The organism is Geodermatophilus sp. SYSU D01106 (assembly GCF_054049995.1).
In genome coordinates, this window is record NZ_JBJGYM010000003.1 from 132159 (window position 1) to 155955 (window position 23797).

At 75.6% G+C, this 23797-nt stretch carries 18 protein-coding genes and 1 pseudogene; 4 read left to right on the plus strand and 15 right to left on the minus strand.

Annotation, left to right across the window (positions count from 1 at the left end):
- Positions 1 to 20: 20 nt before the first annotated feature.
- Both ACI78R_RS04520 and ACI78R_RS04525 read left to right on the plus strand, forming a co-directional pair.
- Positions 21 to 2132, plus strand: a complete 2112-nt coding sequence (locus ACI78R_RS04520; protein ID WP_457039803.1) for a DUF222 domain-containing protein — start codon at positions 21 to 23, stop codon at positions 2130 to 2132.
- 113 nt (positions 2133 to 2245) lie between these two features.
- Positions 2246 to 2593: pseudogene (locus tag ACI78R_RS04525) on the plus strand (methyltransferase domain-containing protein); the annotation flags it as partial.
- Positions 2594 to 2935: 342 nt separating this feature from the next.
- Here the strand turns inward: ACI78R_RS04525 and ACI78R_RS04530 are convergent.
- The 9 genes from ACI78R_RS04530 to cds1 form a co-directional block, all read right to left on the minus strand.
- Positions 2936 to 3331: a PPOX class F420-dependent oxidoreductase gene (locus ACI78R_RS04530; protein WP_073421751.1), complete on the minus strand. Its 396-nt coding sequence runs from the start codon at positions 3329 to 3331 to the stop codon at positions 2936 to 2938.
- A 79-nt stretch (positions 3332 to 3410) separates the two neighbouring features.
- Positions 3411 to 5561, minus strand: a complete 2151-nt coding sequence (gene ligA, locus ACI78R_RS04535) for an NAD-dependent DNA ligase LigA (RefSeq protein WP_073421750.1) — start codon at positions 5559 to 5561, stop codon at positions 3411 to 3413.
- 80 nt (positions 5562 to 5641) lie between these two features.
- Positions 5642 to 6628 carry a methionine synthase gene (locus tag ACI78R_RS04540; RefSeq protein ID WP_457039804.1) on the minus strand — a complete coding sequence of 329 codons (987 nt, stop codon included), beginning with the start codon at positions 6626 to 6628 and terminating at the stop codon, positions 5642 to 5644.
- Positions 6625 to 7692, minus strand: coding sequence for a tRNA 2-thiouridine(34) synthase MnmA (mnmA, locus tag ACI78R_RS04545; protein WP_336032093.1), 1068 nt, complete (start codon positions 7690 to 7692; stop codon positions 6625 to 6627). Before mnmA ends, ACI78R_RS04540 begins: the two co-directional genes overlap by 4 nt.
- A complete protein-coding gene (locus ACI78R_RS04550; protein ID WP_457039805.1) occupies positions 7692 to 8879 on the minus strand; it encodes a cysteine desulfurase family protein in 1188 nt (395 codons plus the stop codon). Before ACI78R_RS04550 ends, mnmA begins: the two co-directional genes overlap by 1 nt.
- Entirely contained in the window at positions 8876 to 10264 is a 1389-nt protein-coding gene (locus ACI78R_RS04555) for an MFS transporter (RefSeq protein ID WP_457039806.1), read from the minus strand. The genes ACI78R_RS04550 and ACI78R_RS04555 overlap by 4 nt, the downstream gene beginning before the upstream one ends.
- A 162-nt stretch (positions 10265 to 10426) precedes the next feature.
- Positions 10427 to 11392 (minus strand): electron transfer flavoprotein subunit alpha/FixB family protein, encoded by a 966-nt coding sequence (locus tag ACI78R_RS04560; RefSeq protein ID WP_073421745.1) that lies wholly within the window; start codon positions 11390 to 11392, stop codon positions 10427 to 10429.
- 38 nt (positions 11393 to 11430) lie between these two features.
- Positions 11431 to 12210, minus strand: a complete 780-nt coding sequence (locus ACI78R_RS04565) for an electron transfer flavoprotein subunit beta/FixA family protein (protein ID WP_073421744.1) — start codon at positions 12208 to 12210, stop codon at positions 11431 to 11433.
- Between the two features lie 118 nt (positions 12211 to 12328).
- A complete protein-coding gene (gene cds1 / locus ACI78R_RS04570) occupies positions 12329 to 13435 on the minus strand; it encodes an L-cysteine desulfhydrase Cds1 (protein WP_457039807.1) in 1107 nt (368 codons plus the stop codon).
- A 213-nt stretch (positions 13436 to 13648) separates the two neighbouring features.
- Between cds1 and ACI78R_RS04575 the strand changes: the two genes are divergently transcribed.
- Positions 13649 to 15760: a protein kinase domain-containing protein gene (locus ACI78R_RS04575; RefSeq protein WP_457039808.1), complete on the plus strand. Its 2112-nt coding sequence runs from the start codon at positions 13649 to 13651 to the stop codon at positions 15758 to 15760.
- Between the two features lie 3 nt (positions 15761 to 15763).
- On the opposite strand, the gene ACI78R_RS04580 is transcribed toward ACI78R_RS04575, so the two are convergent.
- The 6 genes from ACI78R_RS04580 to ACI78R_RS04605 form a co-directional block, all read right to left on the minus strand.
- Complete coding sequence (locus ACI78R_RS04580; RefSeq protein ID WP_457039809.1) at positions 15764 to 16852, minus strand: ABC transporter ATP-binding protein; 1089 nt, start codon at positions 16850 to 16852, stop codon at positions 15764 to 15766.
- A complete protein-coding gene (locus tag ACI78R_RS04585; RefSeq protein ID WP_457039810.1) occupies positions 16849 to 17742 on the minus strand; it encodes an ABC transporter permease in 894 nt (297 codons plus the stop codon). Before ACI78R_RS04585 ends, ACI78R_RS04580 begins: the two co-directional genes overlap by 4 nt.
- Positions 17739 to 18560, minus strand: coding sequence for an ABC transporter permease (locus ACI78R_RS04590; RefSeq protein ID WP_245794715.1), 822 nt, complete (start codon positions 18558 to 18560; stop codon positions 17739 to 17741). Before ACI78R_RS04590 ends, ACI78R_RS04585 begins: the two co-directional genes overlap by 4 nt.
- Before the next feature lie 77 nt (positions 18561 to 18637).
- Positions 18638 to 19789 (minus strand): ABC transporter substrate-binding protein, encoded by a 1152-nt coding sequence (locus tag ACI78R_RS04595; RefSeq protein WP_073421741.1) that lies wholly within the window; start codon positions 19787 to 19789, stop codon positions 18638 to 18640.
- A 121-nt stretch (positions 19790 to 19910) separates the two neighbouring features.
- Positions 19911 to 20699 carry an enoyl-CoA hydratase/isomerase family protein gene (locus ACI78R_RS04600; protein ID WP_457039811.1) on the minus strand — a complete coding sequence of 263 codons (789 nt, stop codon included), beginning with the start codon at positions 20697 to 20699 and terminating at the stop codon, positions 19911 to 19913.
- A 28-nt stretch (positions 20700 to 20727) separates the two neighbouring features.
- Positions 20728 to 21540 carry an ABC transporter ATP-binding protein gene (locus tag ACI78R_RS04605; protein WP_457039812.1) on the minus strand — a complete coding sequence of 271 codons (813 nt, stop codon included), beginning with the start codon at positions 21538 to 21540 and terminating at the stop codon, positions 20728 to 20730.
- Between the two features lie 63 nt (positions 21541 to 21603).
- Here ACI78R_RS04605 and glgX point away from each other — a divergent pair, with 63 nt between their 5' ends.
- Entirely contained in the window at positions 21604 to 23751 is a 2148-nt protein-coding gene (gene glgX / locus ACI78R_RS04610; RefSeq protein WP_457039813.1) for a glycogen debranching protein GlgX, read from the plus strand.
- Positions 23752 to 23797 lie beyond the last annotated feature (46 nt).

The window sequence follows — 23797 nt, forward strand, 5'->3', positions numbered from 1 at the left end:
TCGAACGTATGATCGAAGGCGTGACGACGGTCCTGCCCGCTCCCGCCGGGGCGCCCACTGCCGGGTGGGCGTCCGGGCCGCTGGGGCTGGTGCAGGCCGCGGATCGTGAGGTGTCGCGGCAGTCGGCGCTGCGGTACCGGGCGGTGGCGGCGTTCGCGCTCTCGCGGCCGTCCTCGGTCGACCGTCCGCAGGGCACGCGGGGTGCGATGGCGGCGGAGCGGTGGGCTGTGCGGCCGGAGCTGCTGCGCTTGGTGAGCGAGTGGGCCACCCAGGAGCTGGTGGTGGCCCTGTCGCTGACGGCGACCGCGGCTGAGGCGCTGCTGGTCCGGTCGCTGACCCTGGTCCACCGGCTGCCCGCGACGCTGGACGCGCTGGAGTCCGGGGCGGTGCACGGCGGGCACGTCGCCGCGATGGTCGACCACGTCGCCCCGGTCGCCGACGACATGGTCCGCGCCGCGCTGGAGCGGGATCTCCTGGCCTGGTCCGCCCGGCGCGGGACGGTGTGCACGCCGGCGCAGTTGCGCGACAAGGCCCGCCGCGAGGTGCTCAAGCGCAAGGCCCGCTCCGCCGCCGAGGACCTGGCGCGGGCCATCAAGCAGCGCGGCCTCTCGTGCCGGCTCGACTCCTGCGACGGGATGAGCGTGGTGTCCGCCCTCCTGACCACGCCGGAGGCGGCGGCGCTCATGGCGGCGCTGGGCGCGCACGCCGACGCGCTGCCCGACGACGGGCGCACCCGCGGGCAGAAGATGGCCGACGCCCTGATGGACCTGGTGCTGCGGCCCGGGGCGAACGGCCTGTCGCCGGTGCAGGTGGTGCTCAACGTCGTCGCGCCGGTCGGCGCGCTGCTGGGCGGTGACCAGCCGTGCGAGATCGACGGGCAGGTCGTCCCGGCCGAGGTGGTCCGGGCCCTGCTCGCCGCCCTGACCGGCGCCCGCGTCGCAACCGCCGAGGACACGACCGCCGAGGGCGCCATGCCCGAGGACGCCGCGGCACCCGCCGAGGACGCCATGCCCGGGGACTCCGCGCCGGCCGGCGCGGACACCGCCGAGACCACCGCCGCGGGTACGCGACCAACGCCCGGGGACGCGGACGGCCCCGGGGCGGACGACACCGCCACCGAGAACCCTGCCGCGGCCGAGGACACCACGGCCGAGGACACGACGGCCGAGGACGCCACGGCCGAGGGCGTCAGCCTCGTCAAGGGCGTGGACCCGCTGCGCGGCCTGAGCGACGCCGCCATCGCACAGCACATCGCCGAACTGGAGGCCGATGCCGCCTGGTGGGCCGAGATCGAACGCCGCGTCGCCACCGGCGAGCTCTACGCCGACCTCGACCCCGCCCACGACGACGACCCCTGGCCACCACCCGGCTGGGCGCCACCCCGGTACGACCTCGATCCCGACGATCACGCCGACGACGACCCAGACCCGCCGCCCGACGACGCCGGCCCACCCGAGCCCGACGGCTGGTGGGCCCGCGCCGACGACGCCGTGAACGACGCCGGCGCCGCGCTGCTCGACGCCGAGCAGGCGATCGGCCGTGCCCGCCGCCTGGTGGCCACCGCCGAACGCGCCGACACCGCCGACGAGACCGCCTGGGCCGACAGCCCGGCCGGCCGCGTCACCGCCGCCGCCGACGCACTGGACGCCCTGGCCGCGGCCACCGACGACGCTCGAATGGACCTGGCGGACCTCCTCGATCGCACCGCCGGCGGCGGCCTCGCCGGCCGGCCCCGCATCGCCGTCACCCACGCCCTCACCGGCGCCCTGCTCACCCTCACCGACCTGCCCGGGCTCCGCCGCGCCGCCCGCGCCGGCACCGGACTCGCCGCACCCAGGGAAACCGACGGCTACCGCCCAGGTGCCGCCCTCGACCGGCACGTCCGCGCCCGCGACCGCCGCTGCCGCTTCCCCGGCTGCCGCCGACCCGTCCCCAAGCGGGGCGAACTCGACCACGGCACCCCCTGGCCACTCGGCGCGACCGCCGCCGGCAACCTCACCGGCTTCTGCACCGGCCACCACCGCGGCAAGCACCAGGCCCCCGGCTGGCGCCACGACCTGAAGCCCGACGGCACCCTCACCGTCACCACACCCAGCGGCCTCACCGCGAGCACGGAGCCGCCGCCCTGGTGAGGGGGCCGACAAGGACTCGCACCCCGCCCCGGCGCGGGGGCACGGTGACCGGCATGGCCGTCGACCACTTCGCCGGGCCCGTCGCCGAGCACTACGACGAGTCCTCCGCCGCGATGTCCGCGCCCGCGGTGGTCGATCCGGCGGTCGACCTGCGCGGCGACCTGGCCGGCGACGGCGCCGCGCTCGAGTTCGGCATCGGCACCGGCCGGCTCGCCCTCCCGCTCAGCGCACGCGGCGTCCCCGTGCACGGCATCGACCTCTCCCCCGACATGCTCGCCCGGCTGCGCGCCGAGCCCGGCGCCGAGCGGATCGGCGTCACGGTCGGCGGCTTCGCCACCACCCGGGTCGAGGGCACCTTCGCTCTGGTCTACCTGGTCGTCAACACGGTGATGAACCTGACCAGCCAGGACGAACAGGTCGCCTGCTCCGCCAACGCCGCGCGCCACCTGGGGCCGGGCGGGCACGTCGTCGTCGAGGTCGGCGTCCCGGACCTGCAACGGCTCCCGCCCGGCGAGCGCGCCCGCCCGTTCTCCGTCTCGGCCGACCGGCTGGGCGTCGACGAGTACGACGTCGCCGAGCAGCGCCTCGTCTCGCACCACTGGACGCTCACCGGCGGCCGCCCCGAGGCGCGGTCCATCCCGTTCCGCTACGTGTGGCCCGCCGAGCTCGACCTCATGGCGCGGCTCGCCGGCCTCGTGCCCGCGGCCGCTGGGCGGACTGGCACCGCTGGCCCTTCACCTCGGACAGCCGCGCGCACGTCTCCGCGTGGCGGAAGCCGGGGGAAGGGCCGGAGGAACCGCGGGTCAGCCGCGCGGCGAGGTGACCTTGTCCGCGCTGATCCGCACCATCAGGCGCACCTGGTCCCGGCCGCCGAACCACGGGTACGGCCCGCCGATGTAGCGCTGTGCGAGCTCGTCGATGTGCTCGCGCGCGCCCTCCTCGGTCACCTCGACCACACGGCCGCGCACCTCGAAGTAGCGGCTCGGGTCGTCGGGGTCGGCGACGTTGAGCGACACCCGTGGGTCCCGCTCGACGTTGCGCACCTTCTGGTGGCCCCGGACGGTGTTGATCAGGACGTCGCGCCCGTCGGTGTCGACCCAGGTCTGCGTCAGCTGCGGCGAGCCGTCGGGCATCAGCGTCGCGAGGAAGCAGGGGCTGGGACGGCGGAGCAGGTCGAGCAGGGCGTCGGGCAGCGACACGCGGGGTCCTTCCGGAGCGGGTGGAACCCGCCCCTACCCCCGCACCGGGCCTCCCCGAACGCGCGCGGACGGCGGACGGTCACTCAGCCGCCGGCTCGCTCCCGTCGCCGATCGTGGCCACCGCACGCGCCGCTTCCGGCCCCTCGTCGAGCAGCACCCGCAGGCCGTCGTCGTCGAGGACGGGCGCCTTCACCTGCACGGCCTTGTCGTACTTGCTGCCCGGGTCGGCGCCGACCACCACGAACCCGGTCTTCTTCGACACCGAGCCGGTCACCTTGCCGCCGCGCTCCTGCACCGCTGCGATCGCCTGGTCGCGGGACAGGTCGCGCAGCGAGCCCGTGATCACCACGGTGACCCCGGTGAGCGGCCCGGGCGGGGCGTCCTCCCCCGCGTCGGCCAGCCGCACGCCCGCGCGCCGCCACTTCTCCACGACGCCGAGGTGCCAGTCGACGGCGAACCAGTCGCGCACCGAGCGGGCGATCGTCGGCCCGACCCCGTCGGCCGCGGCCAGCTCCTCCTCCGAGGCAGCCATGATCCGGTCGAGCGAGCGGAAGTCGCGGGCCAGCGCCTGCGCCGCCGTAGGGCCCACGTGCCGGATCGACAGCGCGACCAGCACCCGCCACAGCGGCACGTCCTTGCGGGCCTGCAGGTTGGTGAGCAGCCGCTGCCCGTTCGCCGAGAGGCTGCCGTCCTTCTTGGTGAAGAAGGCGGTGCGGCGGAGCGCGTCCTCGGTCAGGTCGAAGACGTCGCCCTCGTCCTCCAGCAGGTGCTCGGCGAGCAGCGCGATCGCCGCCTCGTAGCCGAGCACCTCGATGTCGAAGGCCCCGCGCCCGGCCACGTGGAAGACGCGCTCCCGCAGCTGCGCGGGACACGAGCGGGCGTTCGGGCAGCGGATGTCGGCGTCGCCCTCCTTCTCGTGCCGCAGCTCGGTGCCGCACTCCGGGCAGTGCGTGGGCATCTCGAACTCGCGTTCGTCGCCGGTGCGCGCGGCGACCACCGGCCCGAGGATCTCCGGGATCACGTCGCCGGCCTTGCGCAGGACGACGGTGTCGCCGATCAGCACGCCCTTGCGCCGTACCTCGCTGGCGTTGTGCAGCGTGGCCAGCTGCACCGTGGACCCGGCCACCTTCACCGGCTCCATGTACCCGAACGGCGTCACCCGGCCGGTGCGCCCGACGTTCACCCGGATGTCGAGGAGCTTGGTCGTGGCCTCCTCCGGCGGGTACTTGAACGCGATCGCCCAGCGCGGCGCCCGCGCCGTCGACCCGAGCCGCCGCTGCAGCGACACCTGGTCCACCTTGACGACGACGCCGTCGATCTCGTGCTCCACCGAGTGGCGCTGCTCGCGGTACCGCTCGACGTAGGCCCACACCGCCTCGAGGTCGCCGACCACCTCGTACCGGCTGCTCACCGGCAGCCCCAGCGCGCGCAGCCGCTCGTAGGCCTCCGACTGCCGCTCCGGCTCGAAGCCGCGCCGCGCGCCCAGCCCGTGCACGACCAGCCGCAGCGGCCGGGACGCGGTGATCCGCGGGTCCTTCTGCCGCAGCGAGCCCGCGGCGGCGTTGCGCGGGTTGGCGAACGGCGCCTTGCCCTGCTCGACCATCCCGGCGTTCACGTCGGCGAAGCCCTCGATCGGGAAGTAGATCTCCCCGCGCACCTCGAGCAGCTCGGGCAGGTCGTCCCCGGTCAGCTGCTGCGGGACGTCGGCCATCGTGCGGACGTTCGCCGTCACGTCCTCGCCGGTGGTGCCGTCGCCGCGGGTGGCCGCCCGCACCAGCCGGCCGTTCTCGTACACCAGCGCCACCGCGACGCCGTCGACCTTCAGCTCGCACAGCCAGCTCACGCCCGCCCCGGCGTCGCGGGTGACCCGCCCGGCCCACGCCGACAGCTCGTCGCTGTCGAAGACGTTGTCGAGGCTCTGCATCCGCTCCAGGTGCTGCACCGGCGCGAACGTGGCCGTGAACCCGCCGTTGACCTTCTGGCTCGGCGAGTCGGGCGTGACCAGCGCCGGGTGCGCGGCCTCGAGGGCCTTGAGCTCGGCCATCCGCTCGTCGTACTGCCCGTCGCTGACCAGCGGCTCGTCGCGCACGTAGTACGCGAAGGCGTAGCGGTCGAGCTCCTCGGAGAGGTCGCGGTGGCGGGTGCGCGCGTCGTCGGGGACCTGCGTGAGGTCCTCGCGGTCGGCGACCGCGGCGACCTGCGGGGCGTCCAGCTCGGCGTCGGTGCTCACGCCGGAGACGGTATCCGCCGCCTCCGACGGCGAACCGGTCGTTCCCCCGGCCGGGTCGGCGGCCCGGTCACGCGGCCGCGTCACTCCGGCAGGAGGTACCGCGCCGCCTCGCGCACGTGCGTCATCGCCGCCCGGGCGTACGCCGGCGAGGCGCCCGCCAGGCCGCACGACGGGGTGAGCGTCACCGCGGCGTGCAGGTCGTCGGCGGGGAAGCCGAGCTCGCTCCACCACGCCCGCAGCCGCGACGCCGTCGCCTTGGCCTGCGGGAGCGCGCTGTCGGTGCCGGGGACGACGCCGGTCAGCAGGTGCACGCCCGCGTCGACGGCGGTGCCGAGCGCGTCGAGGTCCTGCACCAGGCCGAGGTCGAACGACAGCGCGGCGGCACCGGCCGCGCGCAGCAGGTCCAGCGGCACCCGCGGCGCGCAGCAGTGCAGGACCACCGGCCCGGGCAGCGCACCGACGACGGCCCCGAGCTCCGCCTCGACGTCGGGGGCGGCCACCGCGGGCAGCCGGCCGAAGCCGCTCGCCGTCGGCAGGGCGCCCTGCAGCACCGCGGGCAGCGACGGCTCGTCGAGCTGGACGACGACCTGCGCGCCGGGCACCCGGGCGCGCACCGCGGCCACGTGCGCGGCGATGCCCTCGGCCAGCGACTGGCCCAGGTCGCGGCGGGCGCCGGAGTCGACGACGGCCCGCTCCCCGCGCTCGCGCTCCAGCGAGGCGGCCAGCGTCCACGGGCCCGCGGCCTGCACCTTGAACGGCCCGGCGTGGCCCTCGGCGACGTCGTGCAGGGCGTCGAGGTCACGGGCCAGCAGCTCCTGCGCCCGGCGCAGGTCCACGCCCCCGCGCGGCACCAGCCGCCAGCCGGCCGGCGTCAGGTCGACGGCGAGGTCGACCAGCAGCGCGGCGCTGCGCCCCACCAGGTCGGCGCCGGGCCCGCGGGCCGGCAGCTCGGGCAGGTGCGGCAGGCCGGGCAGCTCGCCGAGCACCACCCGCAGCGCCTCGGCTGGGTCGGTCCCGGGCACCGACCCCACGCCGGTGGCCCCGCCCCAGGTCAGCGGCTCGCTCACGCGCGGACCGTCCCCTGGCCGAGCACCAGGTCACCGCGCACCGGGTCGGGCGCGTACAACACCGCCGACTGCCCGGGCGCCACCCCGCGCTGCGCGTCCGCCAGCGCGAGCACCAGCCCTCCGTCGGGCGCCGCGGTGACCTCGCAGGCCACCGGGGCGGAGTGCGCCCGCAGCTGCACCTCGGCGCGCAGCGGCAGCACCGGCGGCTCCCCCGTCCAGGTGGGCGGCGCCGTGCGGACGACGTCGACCCCGGCCAGCTCCGCCGTCCCGACCGTCACCGTGCGGGTGACCGGCTCGATCGACAGCACGTACCGCGGCCGCTGGTCGCCCACGGCGATCCCGAGGCCTCGCCGCTGGCCCACGGTGAACCCGTGGGTGCCCTCGTGCGTGCCCACGGTCGCCCCGGTGGCGGCGTCCACGACCGGGCCGGGCGCCGACCCGAGCCGGCGGGTGAGGAAGCCGCGGGTGTCGCCGTCGGGGATGAAGCAGATGTCGTGCGAGTCCGGCTTGGTGGCGACGGCGAACCCGCGCTCGGCGGCGATCGCGCGGACCCGCTCCTTGGTCATCGACCCGAGCGGGAACCGGGCGCCGGCGAGCTGCCCGGGCGTGAGCACGCCGAGCACGTAGGACTGGTCCTTGGCCGCGTCGACCGAGCGCCGCAGCCGGCCGTCCTCCAGCCGCGCGTGGTGGCCGGTGACGACGGCGTCGAAGCCCAGCGCCAGCGCCCGGTCGAGCACCGCGGTGAACTTGATCCGCTCGTTGCAGCGCAGGCACGGGTTGGGCGTGCGGCCGGCGGCGTACTCGGCCACGAAGTCGTCGACGACGTCCTCGGTGAACCGCTCGGCGAGGTCCCACACGTAGAACGGGATGCCGAGCTCGTCGGCGACCCGGCGGGCGTCGTGGGCGTCCTCGACGCTGCAGCAGCCGCGGGCGCCGCTGCGCAGCGTCTGCCGGTCGGGCGAGAGCGCCAGGTGCACGCCGGTGACGTCGTGGCCGGCGTCGACGGCCAGCGCGGCCGCGACCGCCGAGTCCACGCCCCCGCTCATGGCGGCGAGGACGCGCATCAGCGGCCCATCCCCGCGCGACGGGCGCGCTCCACCACCGGGGCGATGACGGCCAGCAGCGCGTCGACGTCGTCGTCGGTGCTCGGCGAGCCCAGGCTGAACCGCAGCGAGCTGCGCGCCCGGTCGGCCTCGGCGCCGACGGCGGTGAGCACGTGGCTGGGCCGGGCGACGCCGGCGCTGCACGCCGAGCCGGTGGAGCACTCGATGCCGCGGGCGTCGAGCAGCATGAGCAGCGCGTCGCCCTCGGCGCCGGGGAAGGACAGGTGCGCGTTGCCCGGCAGCCGCCCGGGCCCGCCGGCCACGACGTCGTCGAGCGGGGGGCCGTTGAGCTGCGCGTCGGGCACCTGCTCGAGCACCCCGGCCACCAGCCGGTCGCGCAGCGCCGCCAGCCGGGCGGCCCGCTCGGGGCGCGCGGCGACGGCGGTGGTGGCCGCGACGGCGAGACCGACGATCGCCGGCACGTCGAGGGTCCCGGAGCGGACGTCGCGCTCCTGGCCGCCGCCGTGCAGTAGCGGCACGCACTCGGCGTCGCGGCGCAGCAGCAGGGCGCCGGCGCCCATCGGCCCGCCGAGCTTGTGCCCGGTGAGGGTGAGCGCGTCGACGCCGCTGGCACCGAAGTCGACCGGCACCTGACCCACGGCCTGCACCGCGTCGGTGTGCAGCGGGACGCCGACGGCGTGCGCCACCTCGGCCAGCGCGGCGACGTCGCTGACCGTGCCGATCTCGTTGTTGGCCCACATCACGCTCGCGACCGCGACGTCGGTGCCGTCGCCGAGCGCGTCGGCCAGCGCGTCGGGCGTGACCCGGCCGGTGGGCTCCAGCCGCAGCCAGGTGACCTCGGCGCCGTCGTGCTTGGCCAGCCACTCGGCGCTGTCGAGGACGGCGTGGTGCTCGGCCGGGCTGACCACGAGCCGGCGACGGCGCTGGTCGGCGTCCCGCCGCGCCCAGTACAGGCCCTTGACCGCGAGGTTGTCGCTCTCGGTGCCGCCGCCGGTGAACAGCACCTCCGACGGCCGGGCGCCCACGGCCTCGGCGAGGCGCTCGCGGCCCTGCTCGGCGGCCCGCCGGGCGGCGCGGCCGCTCGCGTGCAGCGACGAGGCGTTGCCGACCCGGCCCCACTGCTCGGTCATGGCGGCCAGCACCTCGGGGAGCACCGGCGTGGTGGCCGCGTGGTCGAGGTAGGTCACCGGCCCAGGTTAGTCGCGCACGACGGATCCGCCGCCGGCGCGACCGTGCGCCCGGCCACCCGGGCGGTCAGCAGCGCCGGGACGGTCAGGACGGCGACCGCGGCCAGCACCGCCGGCCACAGCGGCCCCCCGGCGTCGGCGGCGCCGGCCACCAGCACGCCCGAGAGCCCGACGCAGATCGCCGACGCGGTGGCGTCGGAGATCTGCAGCGCGGCGGAGTTGGCCCCGCGCTCGGCCTCCGGCGACTGGTCGAGCAGCAGCACCCCGACGCTGGGCATGCCGAGCCCCATCCCGACCCCCGCGAGACCCCACGTCAGGTAGGCCGGCCAGCCGCCCAGGGCGGGGACCGCGACGGTGGCCGTGGCGGCCACGCCGACGGTGAGCACCAGGGCCCCCAGCCGGAGCACCCGCTGCCGGGGGACGTCGGGCCGCCGGCCCTGCAGCTGGGCGGCGACCACCCAGCCGACCGCGCCCGCGGTCAGCGGCAGCCCGGCGGTGGCCGCGCTCCACCCGTGCTGCTCGGTCAGCACGAACGGCAGCAGGGCGTCCATGCCGAAGAAGGCCCCGGCCAGCAGCCCGCGGGAGGCGACGACGGCGGGGATGCCGCGGCGGGCGCGCACGGTGCCGCGCGGCAGCAGCCGGCGCAGGCCCGCGGCGAGGGCGGCCGCCCCGAAGACGGCGATGCCGGCGGCGGCGAGGTCGAGCCGCTGCGCGGCGTACTGCAGCGCGGCGATGCCGGTGCCGGCCAGCAGCGCCCACCCGGCCCGGCTCCTCCTCGGCGCCGCGTCCGCGGGCGGGGTCCCGCCGGGCGCCCCGGTGAGGAGCAGCACCAGGCCGGCCGCGACCAGCGGCACCAGCCCGAGGAAGACCGCCCGCCAGCCGACGTGCGTGGTCAGCAGCCCGGCCGCGAGCGGCCCGAGCAGCGCCGGCAGCACCCAGCCCGCGGCGAACGCGCCGAACAGGCTGGGGCGCAGCCGGGAGTCGTAGGCCTGCCCGGCGACGACGTAGAGCAGCACGATGACCACCCCGGCACCCAGGCCCTGCACGGCGCGGCCGAGGACGAGCACGGCCATGTGCTGCGCGAGGCCGGCGATGACCAGGCCGACGGCGAACACCACCACGCCCGCGAGGACGCCCGGTCCCGGGGGACGGCGGTCCCCCACCTCACCGCCGACCACCATCCCGACGACCGAGGTCACCAGGAACGCGCTGAACGTCCACGCGTACCAGGCGACGCCGTCGAGCTCGGCGACCGCGCGCGGCATCGCCGTCCCGACCGCCATCGCCTCGAAGGCGACCAGGGTGACCAGCGTCAACAGGCCGACCGTCGTCCGCCGGTGCGCGGCGTCCCAGATGCTCGCCGTCGCCACGTCCCGCCCGCCCACCGGTCCCCCTGTCCCCCTGTACCCGCCCCCGCGCCCTGCCCCGAACGCCGACGGGCGCCGACCCCCCGGGAGGGGGTCGGCGCCCACGGAACGCGCTGGAACGGCCTCCCTGCAGGGTCCCACGGCGAGCTCGCGAGCCGTGGGGGGCAGGGAGGTCCTTCGTCAGCCCTTGCGGACCTTGATGAGCTCGGTGGCCTGCGGGGCGACCTGGAACAGGTCGCCGACGACGCCGAAGTCGGCCAGCTCGAAGATCGGGGCCTCGGGGTCCTTGTTGACGGCCACGATGGTCTTCGAGGTCTGCATCCCGGCGCGGTGCTGGATCGCACCGGAGATGCCGACGGCGATGTAGAGCTGCGGCGAGACGGTCTTGCCGGTCTGCCCGACCTGGAAGCTGTGCGGGTAGAAGCCGGAGTCGACGGCGGCGCGCGAGGCACCGACGGCGGCGCCGAGCGAGTCGGCCAGCGCCTCGATGATCGAGAAGTTCTCCGCGCTGGCCACGCCGCGGCCGCCGGAGACGACGATCGAGGCCTCGGTCAGCTCGGGGCGGTTGCTCTTCTGCTCGACGACCTTGTCGACGACGCGGGTGAGCTTGGCCTGCTCGGAGAGCTGGACCTGCACCGGGACCTCCTCACCGGCGGCCGGCGCCGGCTCGGGGGCGACGGAGTTGCCGCGCAGCGTGTAGATGGGCGTCCCGACGGTGACCTTCGAGTGCACGATCTGCGCGCCGGCGAAGACCACCTGGGTGGCGGTGCCGTCGGCGGCGATCTCGGTGACGTCGGTCAGGAAGCCGCTGCCGGTCTTGAGCGCGAGCCGGCCGGCGACCTCCCGGCCCTCCGGGGAGGACGGGATGACGACGGCGGCCGGCGAGACCTGCTGCACCAGCTGGGCCAGCACCTCGGCCTTGGGGGCGACGAGGAACTCGTCGATCTCCGGGGACTCGGCGACGTAGACCTTCGCCGCGCCGTACTGGGCGAGCTGCTCGCGGGTGCCGCCGAGGACACCGGGGCCGCCGGCGACGACCGCCGAGACCTCACCGAGTGCCCGCGCGGCGGTGAGCGCCTCGAGGGTGCCCTTGCGGACGGTGCCGTCGGCCGGGTTCAGCTCGACGAGGACCAGGACCTCTGCCATGGGTGTTCAGTCTCCTCTTCGCTTCGATCCGGGCCGGGTCAGACGAGCTTCTGCTCGGCGAGGAAGCCCACGAGCTTCTCGGCGCCGTCGCCCTCGTCGGTGACCTTCACGCCCTCGCCCTTCGGCGGCCGGCCGGAGAAGTCCACGACCTGGCTGGTCGCCGTGGCGAGGCCGACGGCGGAGGGGTCGACGCCGAGGTCGGCCAGGGACTTGGTCTCCACCGGCTTCTTCTTGGCGGCCATGATCCCCTTGAAGGAGGGGTAGCGCGGCTCGTTGATGGTGTCCCAGGTGGACACGATCGCCGGCAGCGGCGCCTCGAGCGCCCAGAAGCCGCCGTCGGTCTGCCGCTCGACCTTGACGGTCGAGCCCTCGACGGTGAGCTTCTGCGCACCGGACAGCTGCGGGAGGCCGAGCCGCTCGGCGAGCAGCGCCGGCATGACGGCGACCTGGCCGTCGGTGGACGTGGCGCCGGTGAGCACCAGGTCGTACTGCATCTGCTGCAGCGCCGCGGCCAGGACCCCGGAGGTCTGGATCGCGCACGAGCCGTGGATCGCGTCGTCCACCACGTGGACGGCCTTGTCCGCGCCCATCGACAGGGCCTTGCGGATCGCGTCGGTGGCCGAGGCGGGACCGACGGTCAGCACGGTGACCTCGCCACCCTCGCGGTCGCGGACCTGCAGTGCCTCCTCGATCGCGTACTCGTCGATCTCGTTGATGACGTTGTCCGCGGTGGCGCGGGCGACGGTGTTGTCCGACGGGTCCAGCGAGCGCTGGGTGCCGGAGTCGGGGACCTGCTTGACCAGAACGACGATGTTCATCGCCAGACCTACCTCCGCGATCGGTCATGGGGGACGCGGGCCCGCGGCCCGCCTGGCTCCGATAGTGGAGGTTACTGCGGGGTAACGGAGCGCCGTGCCGGGGTGCGGGTGAGGCCCGTCACGCCGGGAAGCGGCCGGTCGCGGCGAACTCGTCCAGTACCGCTGCGTACGGCGCGAGGTCCAGCCCGCGGGACGCCACCCAGGCGTCGGAGTGGTACGTGTGCGCGTACCGCTCGCCGCCGTCGCAGAGCAGGGTGACGACGCTGCCGGTGCGGCCCGCCGCGACCATCTCGGCGACCAGGCGGAACGCGCCCCACAGGTTGGTGCCGGTCGAGCCGCCGGCCCGCCGGCCGGTCGCCCGCTCCAGGTGCCGCACCGCGGCCAGCGAGGCGGCGTCGGGCACGCGGATCATCCGGTCGACCACCGAGGGCAGGAACGACGGCTCCACGCGCGGCCGGCCGATCCCCTCGATGCGCGAGGCCGTGCCGGTGGTCCACCCCGGCTCGTCCTCCACCCAGCCGGGGAAGAACGCCGACCCCTCCGGGTCGACGACGGCCAGCCGGGTCGGGTGCCGCCGGTAGCGCAGGTAGCGGCCGAAGGTCGCGCTCGTGCCGCCGGTGCCCGCGCCGACGACGACCCACTCCGGCACCGGGTGGCGCTCGAGGGCCATCTGCTCGAACACCGACTCGGCGATGGTGTTGTTGCCGCGCCAGTCGGTGGCCCGCTCGGCGTGGGTGAACTGGTCGAGGTAGTGGCCGCCGGTCTCGGCCGCCAGCCGGCGCGCCTCGTCGTACATCGCCGACGCGTCGTCGACGAACGCACAGCGCCCGCCGTGGAACTCGATGAGCGCGACCTTCTCCGGACTGGTGGAGGCCGGCATCACCGCGACGAAGGGCAGGCCCAGCATCCGGGCGAAGTACGCCTCGCTCACCGCCGTCGACCCGCTGGAGGCCTCGACGACGGTGCTGCCCTCGGTGATCCAGCCCGAGCACAGCGCGTGCAGGAACAGCGAGCGGGCCAGGCGGTGCTTGAGGCTGCCGGTCGGGTGCGTCGACTCGTCCTTCAGGTACAGGTCGACGCCCCACTCCGGCGGCAGCGGGTAGACGAGCAGGTGGGTGTCGGCGCTGCGCACCGCGTCGGCCTCGACGGCGGCGATCGCCCGCTCCACCCACGCGCGGCCGGCGGGGTCGGAACGGTCGACGTCGCCGGTGCCGGGGTGCTCCACCCGGCCATCCTCGTGCAGGCCGGCCGGACGGCGGCGCGCACCCTCCGTCGCGGCGGGGTGGCGCAGCGGCGGGACGCGGCGGTCCCGCCGGGCGGGGAGCCGGCGTCGGGCGGACGCGGCTCCCGGCGGGATGCCGCGGTCCCTACCCTCCGCGCGACCCGGACGTCCACGCCCGGCCGCGGTCCGCGGGCCGGGCAGCCGAGGAGCGCGCCCATGCCCCGCGAGTTCGGCCGCTACGTCCTGGAGGAGATGATCGGCGCCGGCGGCATGGGCGAGGTGTGGCGGGCCCGCGACACCCGCTTCGACCGGCTCGTGGCCCTCAAGCTGCTGCCCGAGGCGCTCAACCACGACGCGGAGTTCGCCCAGCGCTTCCGCCGCGAGTCGCACGTCGCCGCCCGGCTGCGCGAGCCGCACGTCGTCCCCATCCACGACTTCGGCGAGATCGACGGCCGCCTCTACATCGACATGCGGCTGGTCGACGGCCGCGACCTCGGCGCGATCCTGCGCGACGGGCCGCTGCCGCCCGCGCGGGCGCTCGCGCTGCTGTCCCAGGTCGCCGAGGCGCTGGAGGCCGCGCACGCCGACGGCCTGGTGCACCGCGACGTCAAGCCGAGCAACGTGCTGGTCACGCCGAACGACTTCGTCTACGTCGTCGACTTCGGCATCGCCCGGTCGGTGGGCAGCACGCGGACGTCGCTCACCATCACGGGCGCCACCGTCGGGACGCTGGACTACATGGCGCCCGAGCGCTTCACCGACCAGCCGATCGACGGCCGGGTCGACGTCTACTCGCTCGCCTGCGTGCTCGCCCAGACGCTGACCGCGCGCAAGCCCTTCGGCGGCGAGGACCTGCCGGCGTTGCTCTACGCGCACCTCTACGCCGAGCCGCCCCGTCCCAGCGACGTGGTGCCGGGTCTGCCGCCCGGGCTCGACGACGTCGTCGCGCGCGGGATGGCCAAGCGGCCCGAGGACCGCTACCCCACCCCCACCGCCCTGATCGCGGCGGCCCGGGAGGCGCTGCGGGACGGCGCGCGGGGGGCCCCGCGGGAGGCGCCGGCGCGGACCGTCCCGGCCGCCGGGCTGCCGGGCGCGGCACCCACCGTCCTCGGGGTGCACTCGCGCGACGGCGCGCACAGCTCCGTGCAGCCGCTCGGCCCGCCGCCGGGAGCGGTGCCGCCGGGGCCGGTCCCGACCGGCCGGCCGGCCCGCCGCGGCCGTGCCCGCCGCGCCGCCCTGGCCGCCGCGGCCGCGCTCGTGCTCGCCGCCGGCGGCCTCACCTGGTGGCTGTGGCCCGAGGGAGGCGACGGCGAACCCGCCGCGGCGGCCGGGACGAGCGGGGAGGCGTCCGGGACGCTCGCGCCCGACAGCACCACCGCGCCGCCCCGGCCGAGCGCCGGACCCGCCCCCAGCGTGGCCGTGCCCACCCAGCTGGGTGGGCCCATCTCGGTCCCGCCCACGCCGGGCTACATGGCGGTCGCGCCGAACGGCCGCTACGCCTACATCGCCCACCGCGCGGAGGGCATCGTCAGCGTCTTCGACACCAACTCCCTGCAGGTGGTCTCGCGCATCCGGATCGAGGCCGGGCCGCCGCAGTTCGTCACCTTCTCCCCCGACGGCAGCCGCGCCTACATCACGGTCACCAACGCCGACTACACCGAGAACCACGTCGCGTTCGTCGACACCGAAACCAACGAGGTGATCGACACGGTCGAGGTCGGCCTGCGGCCCTACGCGCCGGAGACCTCCCCCGACGGGTCGCTGCTGTACGTGCCGCTGCACGACGAGGGCCGGGTCGAGGTGCTCGACACCGCGACGGCCACGGACGTCGACTCCTACGACGTCCCGCGCAACCCGCACTGGATCGCCGTCTCCGCCGACGGGACGCGCGCCTGGACGGCCAACCACGAGTCGAACGTGCTCTCGGTGCTGGACCTCACCGACGGCGGCCGGGTGCTGCAGCAGATCCCCGCCGGGGTCTCACCGCACAGCGTCGCGGTCTCCCCGGACGGCACCCGCGTGGCCGTCGTCGCCTACGACAGCAGCGACGTCCACGTCATCGACGCCACGACCGGGGACGTCGTCGACTACGGGCCGGTCGGCACGAGCCCCCAGGACCTGACGTGGGCGCCGGACGGGCGCCGGTTCTACACCGCCGACGTGGGGTCCGACACGATGTCCGTGGTGGACGCCGAGACGCTGACCGTGACCGCGAACCCGTACACGGGCGACGGGCCCACCAGCGTCGCGGTCTCCCCCGACGGGGAGCGCGCCTACGTCACCAACCTCAACGAGGCCACGGTCGTCGTCTACCAGCTGACCGCGTGAGCCTCACTCCGTGGCCGCGGGCTCCACGAGCACCGGCCGCTCGGCCGGCGTGACCGTGACCGCGGTGCCGGGGGTGAGGCCCTGGCTGTCGGCGCTGGCGACGTCGGCCTGCACCTCCACGCCGTCGGGCAGCGCGACCGCCAGGCGGGTGGTGGCGCCGGAGAACGTGCGGGTGACCACGCGTCCGGCGCCGTCCGGGTCGGCGGTCACGGTGAGCGCCTCGGGGCGCACCAGCGCGGTCGCGGGGCCGGCCGGCGCGGTGGCGCCGAGGACCTCGCGGCGCACGCCGAGGAACTCCACGTCGCCGTCGCCGAGCTGCGCCGGGATCCGGTTCATCGTGCCGACGAAGCCGGCCACGAACGCCGTCGCCGGGCGCTCGTAGAGCTCGTCGGGCGAGGCCACCTGCTCCAGCCGCCCCGCGCGCATGACGCCGACCCGGTCGGCCACCGACAGGGCCTCGGCCTGGTCGTGGGTGACGAACACCGTGGTGGTGCCGAGCTCGAGCTGGATGCGGCGGATCTCCTCGCGCAGCTGCACGCGCACCTGCGCGTCGAGCGCCGACAGCGGCTCGTCGAGCAGCAGCACCTGCGGGGCGACGGCGAGCGCGCGGGCCAGGGCCACCCGCTGCTGCTGCCCGCCGGAGAGCTGGTGCGGGTAGCGGCCGCCGCGGTCGGCGAGCCCGACCAGCTCGAGCAGCTCCGCGGCCCGGCCCGCCCGCTCGGCCTTGTCCCGTCGGCGCACCCGCAGGCCGTAGGCGACGTTGTCGGCCACGGTCATGTTCGGGAACAGGCTGTAGGCCTGGAACACCATGCCGACGTCGCGCTTGGCCGGGGGCAGCCCGGTGACGTCGCGGCGGTCGAACCGGATCCGGCCGGCGTCGGGCACCTCGAACCCGGCGATGGCCCGCAGCGCCGTCGTCTTGCCGCAGCCCGACGGGCCGAGCAGGGCGAGGAACTCCCCGCCGGCGATCTCCAGGTCCAGGCCGTCGAGGGCGAGCACCGACCCGTAGCGGCGGGTCAGCCCCTCGAGCCGGACGGCGACGCCCGGCGCCTCCCGGAGGTCGGCCGGCGCGGCCGGTCGGACGGCGGTCATGCGGGGTCCTCCTCGCGGCGCCGGCGGTCCAGCGCGGAGATGAGCAGCAGCAGCGCCCAGGTGAGCAGCAGGGACAGCACCGAGACCGCGACCGACAGCCGCGGCTGGGAGCCCGAGATGCGCACGATCCAGGTGGGGAAGGTCTCGAAGCCGAGGATGTTGGCGACGGTGAACTCGCCGATCACCAGCGCGAGCGTGATGAAGGCGGCGTTGAGCACCGACGTGCGCAGCACCGGCAGGACGACGGTGAGCATCAGGCGCGGCCACGAGGCGCCGAGCACCCGCGCCGCCTCGGTGAGCGTGCGCAGCTGTGCGCCGCGGACGCCGGCGTCGAGCGCCCGGTAGACGAACGGCAGCGCCAGCACGACGTAGACGAGCACGAGGATCCACGGCAGCGCCGGCTCCTGGAGCGCGAAGAACGCCTCGGCCAGCGGGGTGCCGTAGAAGTGGTCGGGCGCCCAGGCGAGCACGCTGCGCACGCCGACCACCAGCGCGATCGGCGGCAGCAGCAGGGGCACCAGGGTGAGCAGCTCGACCACCGGCCGCCAGCGCGGCAGCCGCAGCTCCACGAGCACCACCGTGGGCACCATGAGCAGCAGCGCGATGACCACGGTGAGCACGCCGAGCAGCAGCGAGCGGCCGAGGTTCTCGGCGAACCCCTCCGCCGTCGGGATGCCGGCGTAGACGTCGGCGGTGACCCCGTCGCGGCTGCGCAGGGTGAACCACGTCGAGGCGGCCAGCGGGACGAGGAAGTACAGGCCGAGGACGGCGAACACCGCCCAGCGCCACCAGCCCCGGCCGCGGCGGGCGGGGCGGACGGACGTCTCCGGCTCCACCCCGCCGGCGCCCGCGACCGCCGCGGTGGACAGGCCGGCGGCGGTGGCGCTCACGCGAGCCACCGCGACGCGCGCCGCTGCACCCAGGTGTAGAAGACCATCACCAGGCCGACGAGGACGACCATGCCCAGCGCCAGCGCCTTGCCGAGGTTCTCCGCGCCGACGATCACGTTGCTCGACAGCGAGTCGGCGATCTGCAGGGTCACCAGCGGCACGCTGCTGCCCACCAGCGCCCGGGCGGTGGCGTAGGCGGCGAACGCGGAGGCGAACAGCAGCACCGTGGCGCCGAGCACCGGCGGGGCGAGCACCGGCCCGCCCACGTGCCGCCAGTACTGCCAGCGGCTCGCGCCCAGCACCTCGGCGGCCTCCCGCCACTGCGGCCGCAGCGCCTCGATCGCCGGGACGATCGTCAGCACCATCAGCGGGACCAGGAAGTAGAGGTAGACCAGCGCCAGGCCGGTCATCGAGTACAGCGAGAAGCCGTCGAGCCCGAGCGGGCCGGTGAGCACCGCGGTGACCACGCCCTGCGTGCCGATCGTGGCGATGAAGGCGAACGCCAGCGGGATCCCGCCGAAGTTGGCCAGCACGCCGGACGCGGTGAGCACCAGGCGGCGCAGCAGCCGGCCGCGGCGGCTGGTGACGACGGCGAACGCGAGCGCCAGCCCGAGCACGGCGCCGAGCACCGCCGTGATCGCCGACAGCCGCAGGCTCCCGGCGTAGGACCGGGCGTAGGCGCCCTCGGCGATCGCGCCGAGGTTCGCCGTCGACCAGGACTCCTCGAAGGTGACCGGGTCGACCGCGCGGAAGGCCTCGACGGCCAGCACGCCGACCGGCAGCAGCAGGAAGACCGCGACGTAGAGCAGGAACGGCACGATCCCCAGCAGGGGCAGCAGACGCCCGCGCCGGCGCCCCCGGGGGGACGCCGGCGCGGGGCTCTCGACGACGGTGCTCAGCCCGAGATCTCCTGGTTCCAGCGGGTGGCGACCACCTGCTGCGCGGCGGTCTCCTGCTCCTGGGTCGGGAACTCCGCGGTGCCCTCGACCGGCGGCAGGGCGGCGAGCGCCTCGGCGTCGGCGGTGCCGGCCTCCTCCATGGCGGCCTGCCGGACCGGGCGGGCGCCGCCGGCCAGGTAGAGGTTCTGGCCGCGGTCGGAGTAGAGGAACTCCTGCCACAGCCGCGCGGCGGCCGGGTGCGGGGCGTAGGCGCTGATCGCCTGGCTGTAGTAGCCGCCGAACAGGCCGTCGCTCGGGACGGCGACCTGCCACTCGACGCCGTCGGCGGCGAGGGTCTCCGTCAGGCCGGCGTTGAGGTAGTCCCAGTCGATGGCCAGCGGCGTCTCACCGCTCTGGATGGTGGCCGGGGTGATCTCGACCGGGTTGAAGTTGCCGGCCTCCTTCACCTGGGCGAAGAAGTCGATGCCCGGGCCGATGTCGTCGAGGCTGCCGCCGTTGGCCAGCGAGGCCGCCCAGACGCCGGCGAACGCGGCCGCGGCCTGGGTGGGGTTGCCGTTGAGCGCGACCTGGCCCGCGTACTGCGGGTCGAGCAGGTCGGCGAAGCTGGTCGGGCACTCGGCGATCACCGTGGCGTTGCAGCCGATGGAGATGTAGCCGCCGTAGTCGTTGTACCAGTGGCCCTCGGGGTCCTTCTGGCCCTCGGGGATCTCGTCCCAGGTCTCCACCTGGTACGGCGCGAGGAGGTCCTGGGCCTGCGCCTGGCGGGCGAAGGCGGTGCCGAGGTCGAGCACGTCGGGCGCCCGGTCCTGACCGCGCTGGCTCTCGACGGCGTTGAGCTCGTCCTGGCTGGAGCCGTCGGGCAGCGCGCTGTTGACGGTGATCCCGTACTCCTCCTCGAAGGCGGAGATGATCTCGCCGTAGTTCGCCCAGTCCGGCGGGAGCGCGATGACGTTCAGCTCGCCCTCGGCCTGCGCGGCCTCGACCAGGGCGTCCATGCCGCCGAGGTCCTCGGCCGAGCGCGCGCTCGCCGCGTCGCCGCCGCCCCCGCCGCCGGAGCCGCCGTCGTCACTCCCCCCTCCGCAGGCCGTGAGCACGAGGGCAGCGGCCGCCAGCACGGACGCGGTCCTCAGGGTGGGGGTGCTTCGCACGGGGGTCCTCCAGGGGAAGGGAACGGAACGGCCGGAAGGCCGTGCGGATGGTGACAGAGCCGGACCGTCCGGGAGGCGGGATCCGGTGGCCGCCGGCGGAACAGTCGGCGACGAGGAGCCCTCAGCGGCCGGTGAAGGTCGCCTTGCCCGGGCCGCTCTCCAGGAACGAGCGCATGCCGGTGGCCTGGTCCTCGGTGTCGAAGAGCTCGGCGAACAGCCGGCTCTCCAGCTCCAGGCCGCCCTGCAGCGGCAGGTCCAGCCCCTCGTCGACCGCCCGCTTGGCCGCCGCGAGGGCCAGCGGCGGCCCGGCGGCGAACTTGCGCGCCATGGCGACGGCGGTGTCGTACACCTCGGCGTCGGGGACGACGGCGTCGGCCAGGCCGATCTCCAGGGCCTCCTCCGCGCCGACGTGCCGGCCGGTGAAGACGAGGTCCTTCGCCTTGGCCGGGCCGACCAGGCGGGCCAGGCGCTGCGTGCCGCCGGCGCCGGGGATGACGCCGAGCAGGATCTCGGGCTGCCCCACCTTCGCCCCGGCGCCCATGACCCGGAAGTCGGCGCACAGCGCGAGCTCGTAGCCGCCGCCGAGGGCGTAGCCGGTGATCGCCGCGACGACGGGCTTGGGGATCCGCGCGACGGCGGTGAAGGAGTTCGTCAGCTCGCGGCCCCAGGCGACCATCGCGGTGCCGTCGAGCTGCGACATGGCCTTGATGTCGGCGCCCGCGGCGAACACCCGCTCGCCGCCGTAGAGCACCACCGCGCGGACGTCGGCGCGCTCGGCGGCCTGCACCGCGGCGGCGCGCACCTCGGTGTGCAGCTGCTCGTCGATGGCGTTCATCTTCGGCCGGTCGAGGCGAATCGTGCCCACCCCGTCCTCGACCGACAGGGTCACGAACTCCGGTGTTCCAGCCATGCCCGGCACCCTAGCCAGGCAGGCGGCGTCAGGACCGGCGGCGGGCGGTGAACCGGCCGTCGGCGCGGGTGAGCTGCAGGGGCAGGCCGAAGGTCTCCGACAGCGTCTCGCCGGTGAGCACCTGGCCGAGCGGGCCGGAGGCCACCACCCCGCCGCCGCGCAGCAGCAGCGCGTGCGTGTAGCCCGGCGGGATCTCCTCCACGTGGTGGGTGACCAGCACCTGCGCCGGCGCGAACAGGTAGCGGGCGAGGTCGGACAGCCGGCTGACCAGGTCCTCGCGGCCGCCGAGGTCGAGGCCGGCGCCGGGCTCGTCGAGCAGCAGCAGCTCCGGGTCGGGCATGAGCGCGCGGGCGATCTGCACCCGCTTGCGCTCCCCCTCGCTGAGCGTGCCGAACGGCCGGTGGGCGATCGACTGCACGCCCCACTGCTGCATGAGCAGCGCCGCGCGGGTGAGGTCGTGGATGTCGTAGCGCTCCCTGCCCCGCCCGACGACGGCGTAGCCCGCCGACAGGACGACGTCGCCGGTGCGCTCGCCGGGCTCGATGCGCTGGGCCAGGGCGGCGCTGGTCAGGCCGATCCGCGGCCGCAGCTCGAACACGTCGACGGCGCCCATCGTCTCGCCGAGCAGCCGCACCTCGCCGCGGGTCGGGTGCATGTGCGCGCCGGCCAGCTGCAGCAGCGTCGTCTTGCCCGCGCCGTTGGGCCCGAGGACCACCCAGCGCTGGTCGGGCAGGACGGTCCAGTCGACCCCGCGCAGCAGGTGCGAGGTGCCGCGCACGACGTCCACCCCGCGCATCTCGACGACCGGCTCGGCTCCGGGGGGTGAGGCGCTGCTCGACACGGCCCCATCCAAACAGCACCCCTGGTCCCGCCGCCCGGGAGGCGGACCGGGCACGATCGCGGCGTGAGGACTCCTGAGCACGGCAGCGGCGGCCCGGAGGTGTGGCCCGGCTCCCCCGCGCCGCTCGGCGCGCACTGGGACGGCACGGGCACCAACTTCGCGCTCTGGTCGGCCGGGGCGAGCGCCGTCGACCTGTGCCTGTTCGACCCCGACGGGACCGAGTCCCGCCACCGGCTGCAGGAGACCACCCACCAGGTGTGGCACGGCCGGCTGGCCGGCGTCGGCCCCGGCCAGCGCTACGGCTACCGGGTGCACGGCCCCTACGACCCGGGCGCCGGGTCGCGGTGGAACCCGGCCAAGCTGCTGCTGGACCCCTACGCCCGCGCCGTCGACGGCGAGCTCGCCCTCGACCCGGCGCTGTTCGGCTTCCGCCCCGACGGCGTCGACGCCGCCTCCCCCGACCCGCGCGACTCCGCGCCGTTCGTGCCGCGCGGCGTCGTCGTCCACGACTCCTTCCCGTGGGACGGCGACCGGCGGCCGGCGACGCCGTGGTCGGACACCGTCATCTACGAGGTGCACGTCAAGGGCGCCACGATGCGCCACCCCGACGTCCCCCCGGCGCTGCGCGGCACCTACGCCGGCCTCGCGCACCCCGCGTTCGTCGAGCACCTGCAGTCCCTGGGCGTCACCGCCGTCGAGCTGCTGCCGGTGCACCAGTTCGTCAGCGAGCCGCACCTGCTGCGCCGCGGCCTGACCAACTACTGGGGCTACAACACCCTCGGCTACTTCGCCCCGCACGCCGGCTACAGCTCGGCGGGCTCGGGCGGCGCGCAGGTGACCGAGTTCAAGGCGATGGTCAAGGCGCTGCACGCCGCGGGCATCGAGGTCGTGCTCGACGTCGTCTACAACCACACCGCCGAGGGCGACTCGACCGGGCCGACGCTGTCACTGCGCGGCATCGACAACCCCGGCTACTACCGGCTCGACGGCGCCAACCGGGCCCGCTACACCGACTACACCGGGTGCGGGAACACCCTCGACGTCCGCCGGCCGCAGGTGCTGGCGATGCTCATGGACTCGCTGCGCTACTGGGTCACCGAGATGCACGTCGACGGCTTCCGCTTCGACCTCGCCGCGGCGCTGGCCCGCTCGATGCACGACGTCGACCGGCTCTCGGCGTTCTTCGACGTCGTCCACCAGGACCCGGTGGTCAGCCAGGTGAAGCTCATCGCCGAGCCGTGGGACATCGGCGAGGGCGGCTACCAGGTGGGCAACTTCCCGCCGCTGTGGACCGAGTGGAACGGCAAGTACCGCGACACGGTGCGCGACGTGTGGTCCGGCGCCCGGGTGGGCGTGCGCGACCTCGCCTACCGGCTGACCGGCTCGTCGGACCTCTACCGCTCCGACGGCCGCCGGCCCTTCGCCAGCGTCAACTTCGTCACCGCGCACGACGGCTTCCCCATGGCCGACCTCGTCACCTACGAGCACAAGCGCAACGAGGCCAACGGCGAGGACAACCGCGACGGCGAGAGCCACAACCGCAACTGGAACTGCGGCGTCGAGGGCCCCACCGACGACCCGGAGGTCACCGCCCTGCGCGCCCGCCAGGTGCGCAACCACCTGGCCACGCTGCTGCTGTCCACCGGCGTGCCGATGCTCACCGCCGGCGACGAGCTCGGCCGCACCCAGGGCGGCAACAACAACGCCTACTGCCAGGACAACGAGATCTCCTGGATCGACTGGGAGGGCGTCGACGGCGAGCTGCTGGAGTTCGTCAGCCGGCTGGTCGCGGTGCGCCGCGGCGCCCCGGTGCTGCGCCAGGAGGCGTTCTTCGAGGGCCACGAGATCCCCGGCACCGGGGGCACCCGCGACGTCGCGTGGTTCGCCCCGGGCGGCGGGCAGCTGACGACGGCGGAGTGGTTCGACGGCGGCCTGCAGACCGTCGGCATGTACCTCGACGGGCGCGGCATCCGGCACCGCGACGCCCGCGGCCGCCGGGTGGTCGACGACTCCTACCTGGTACAGCTGCACGCCGGCCCCGACCCGGTGACCGTGCACCTGCCCGGGCCGCCGTGGGCCGACGGCTACGAGTTCGTCGTCAGCACCGAGTACCCGACCGGCGTCCCCCCGCGCCCGGCCGTCGTCGCGCCCGGCCCGATCGAGGTGCCCCCGCGCTGCGTCTGGCTGCTGCGCGTCCTGCGCCGGCCCTGACACGGCGAGAGCCCCGGTCCGCGGGGACCGGGGCTCTCGTCGGGAG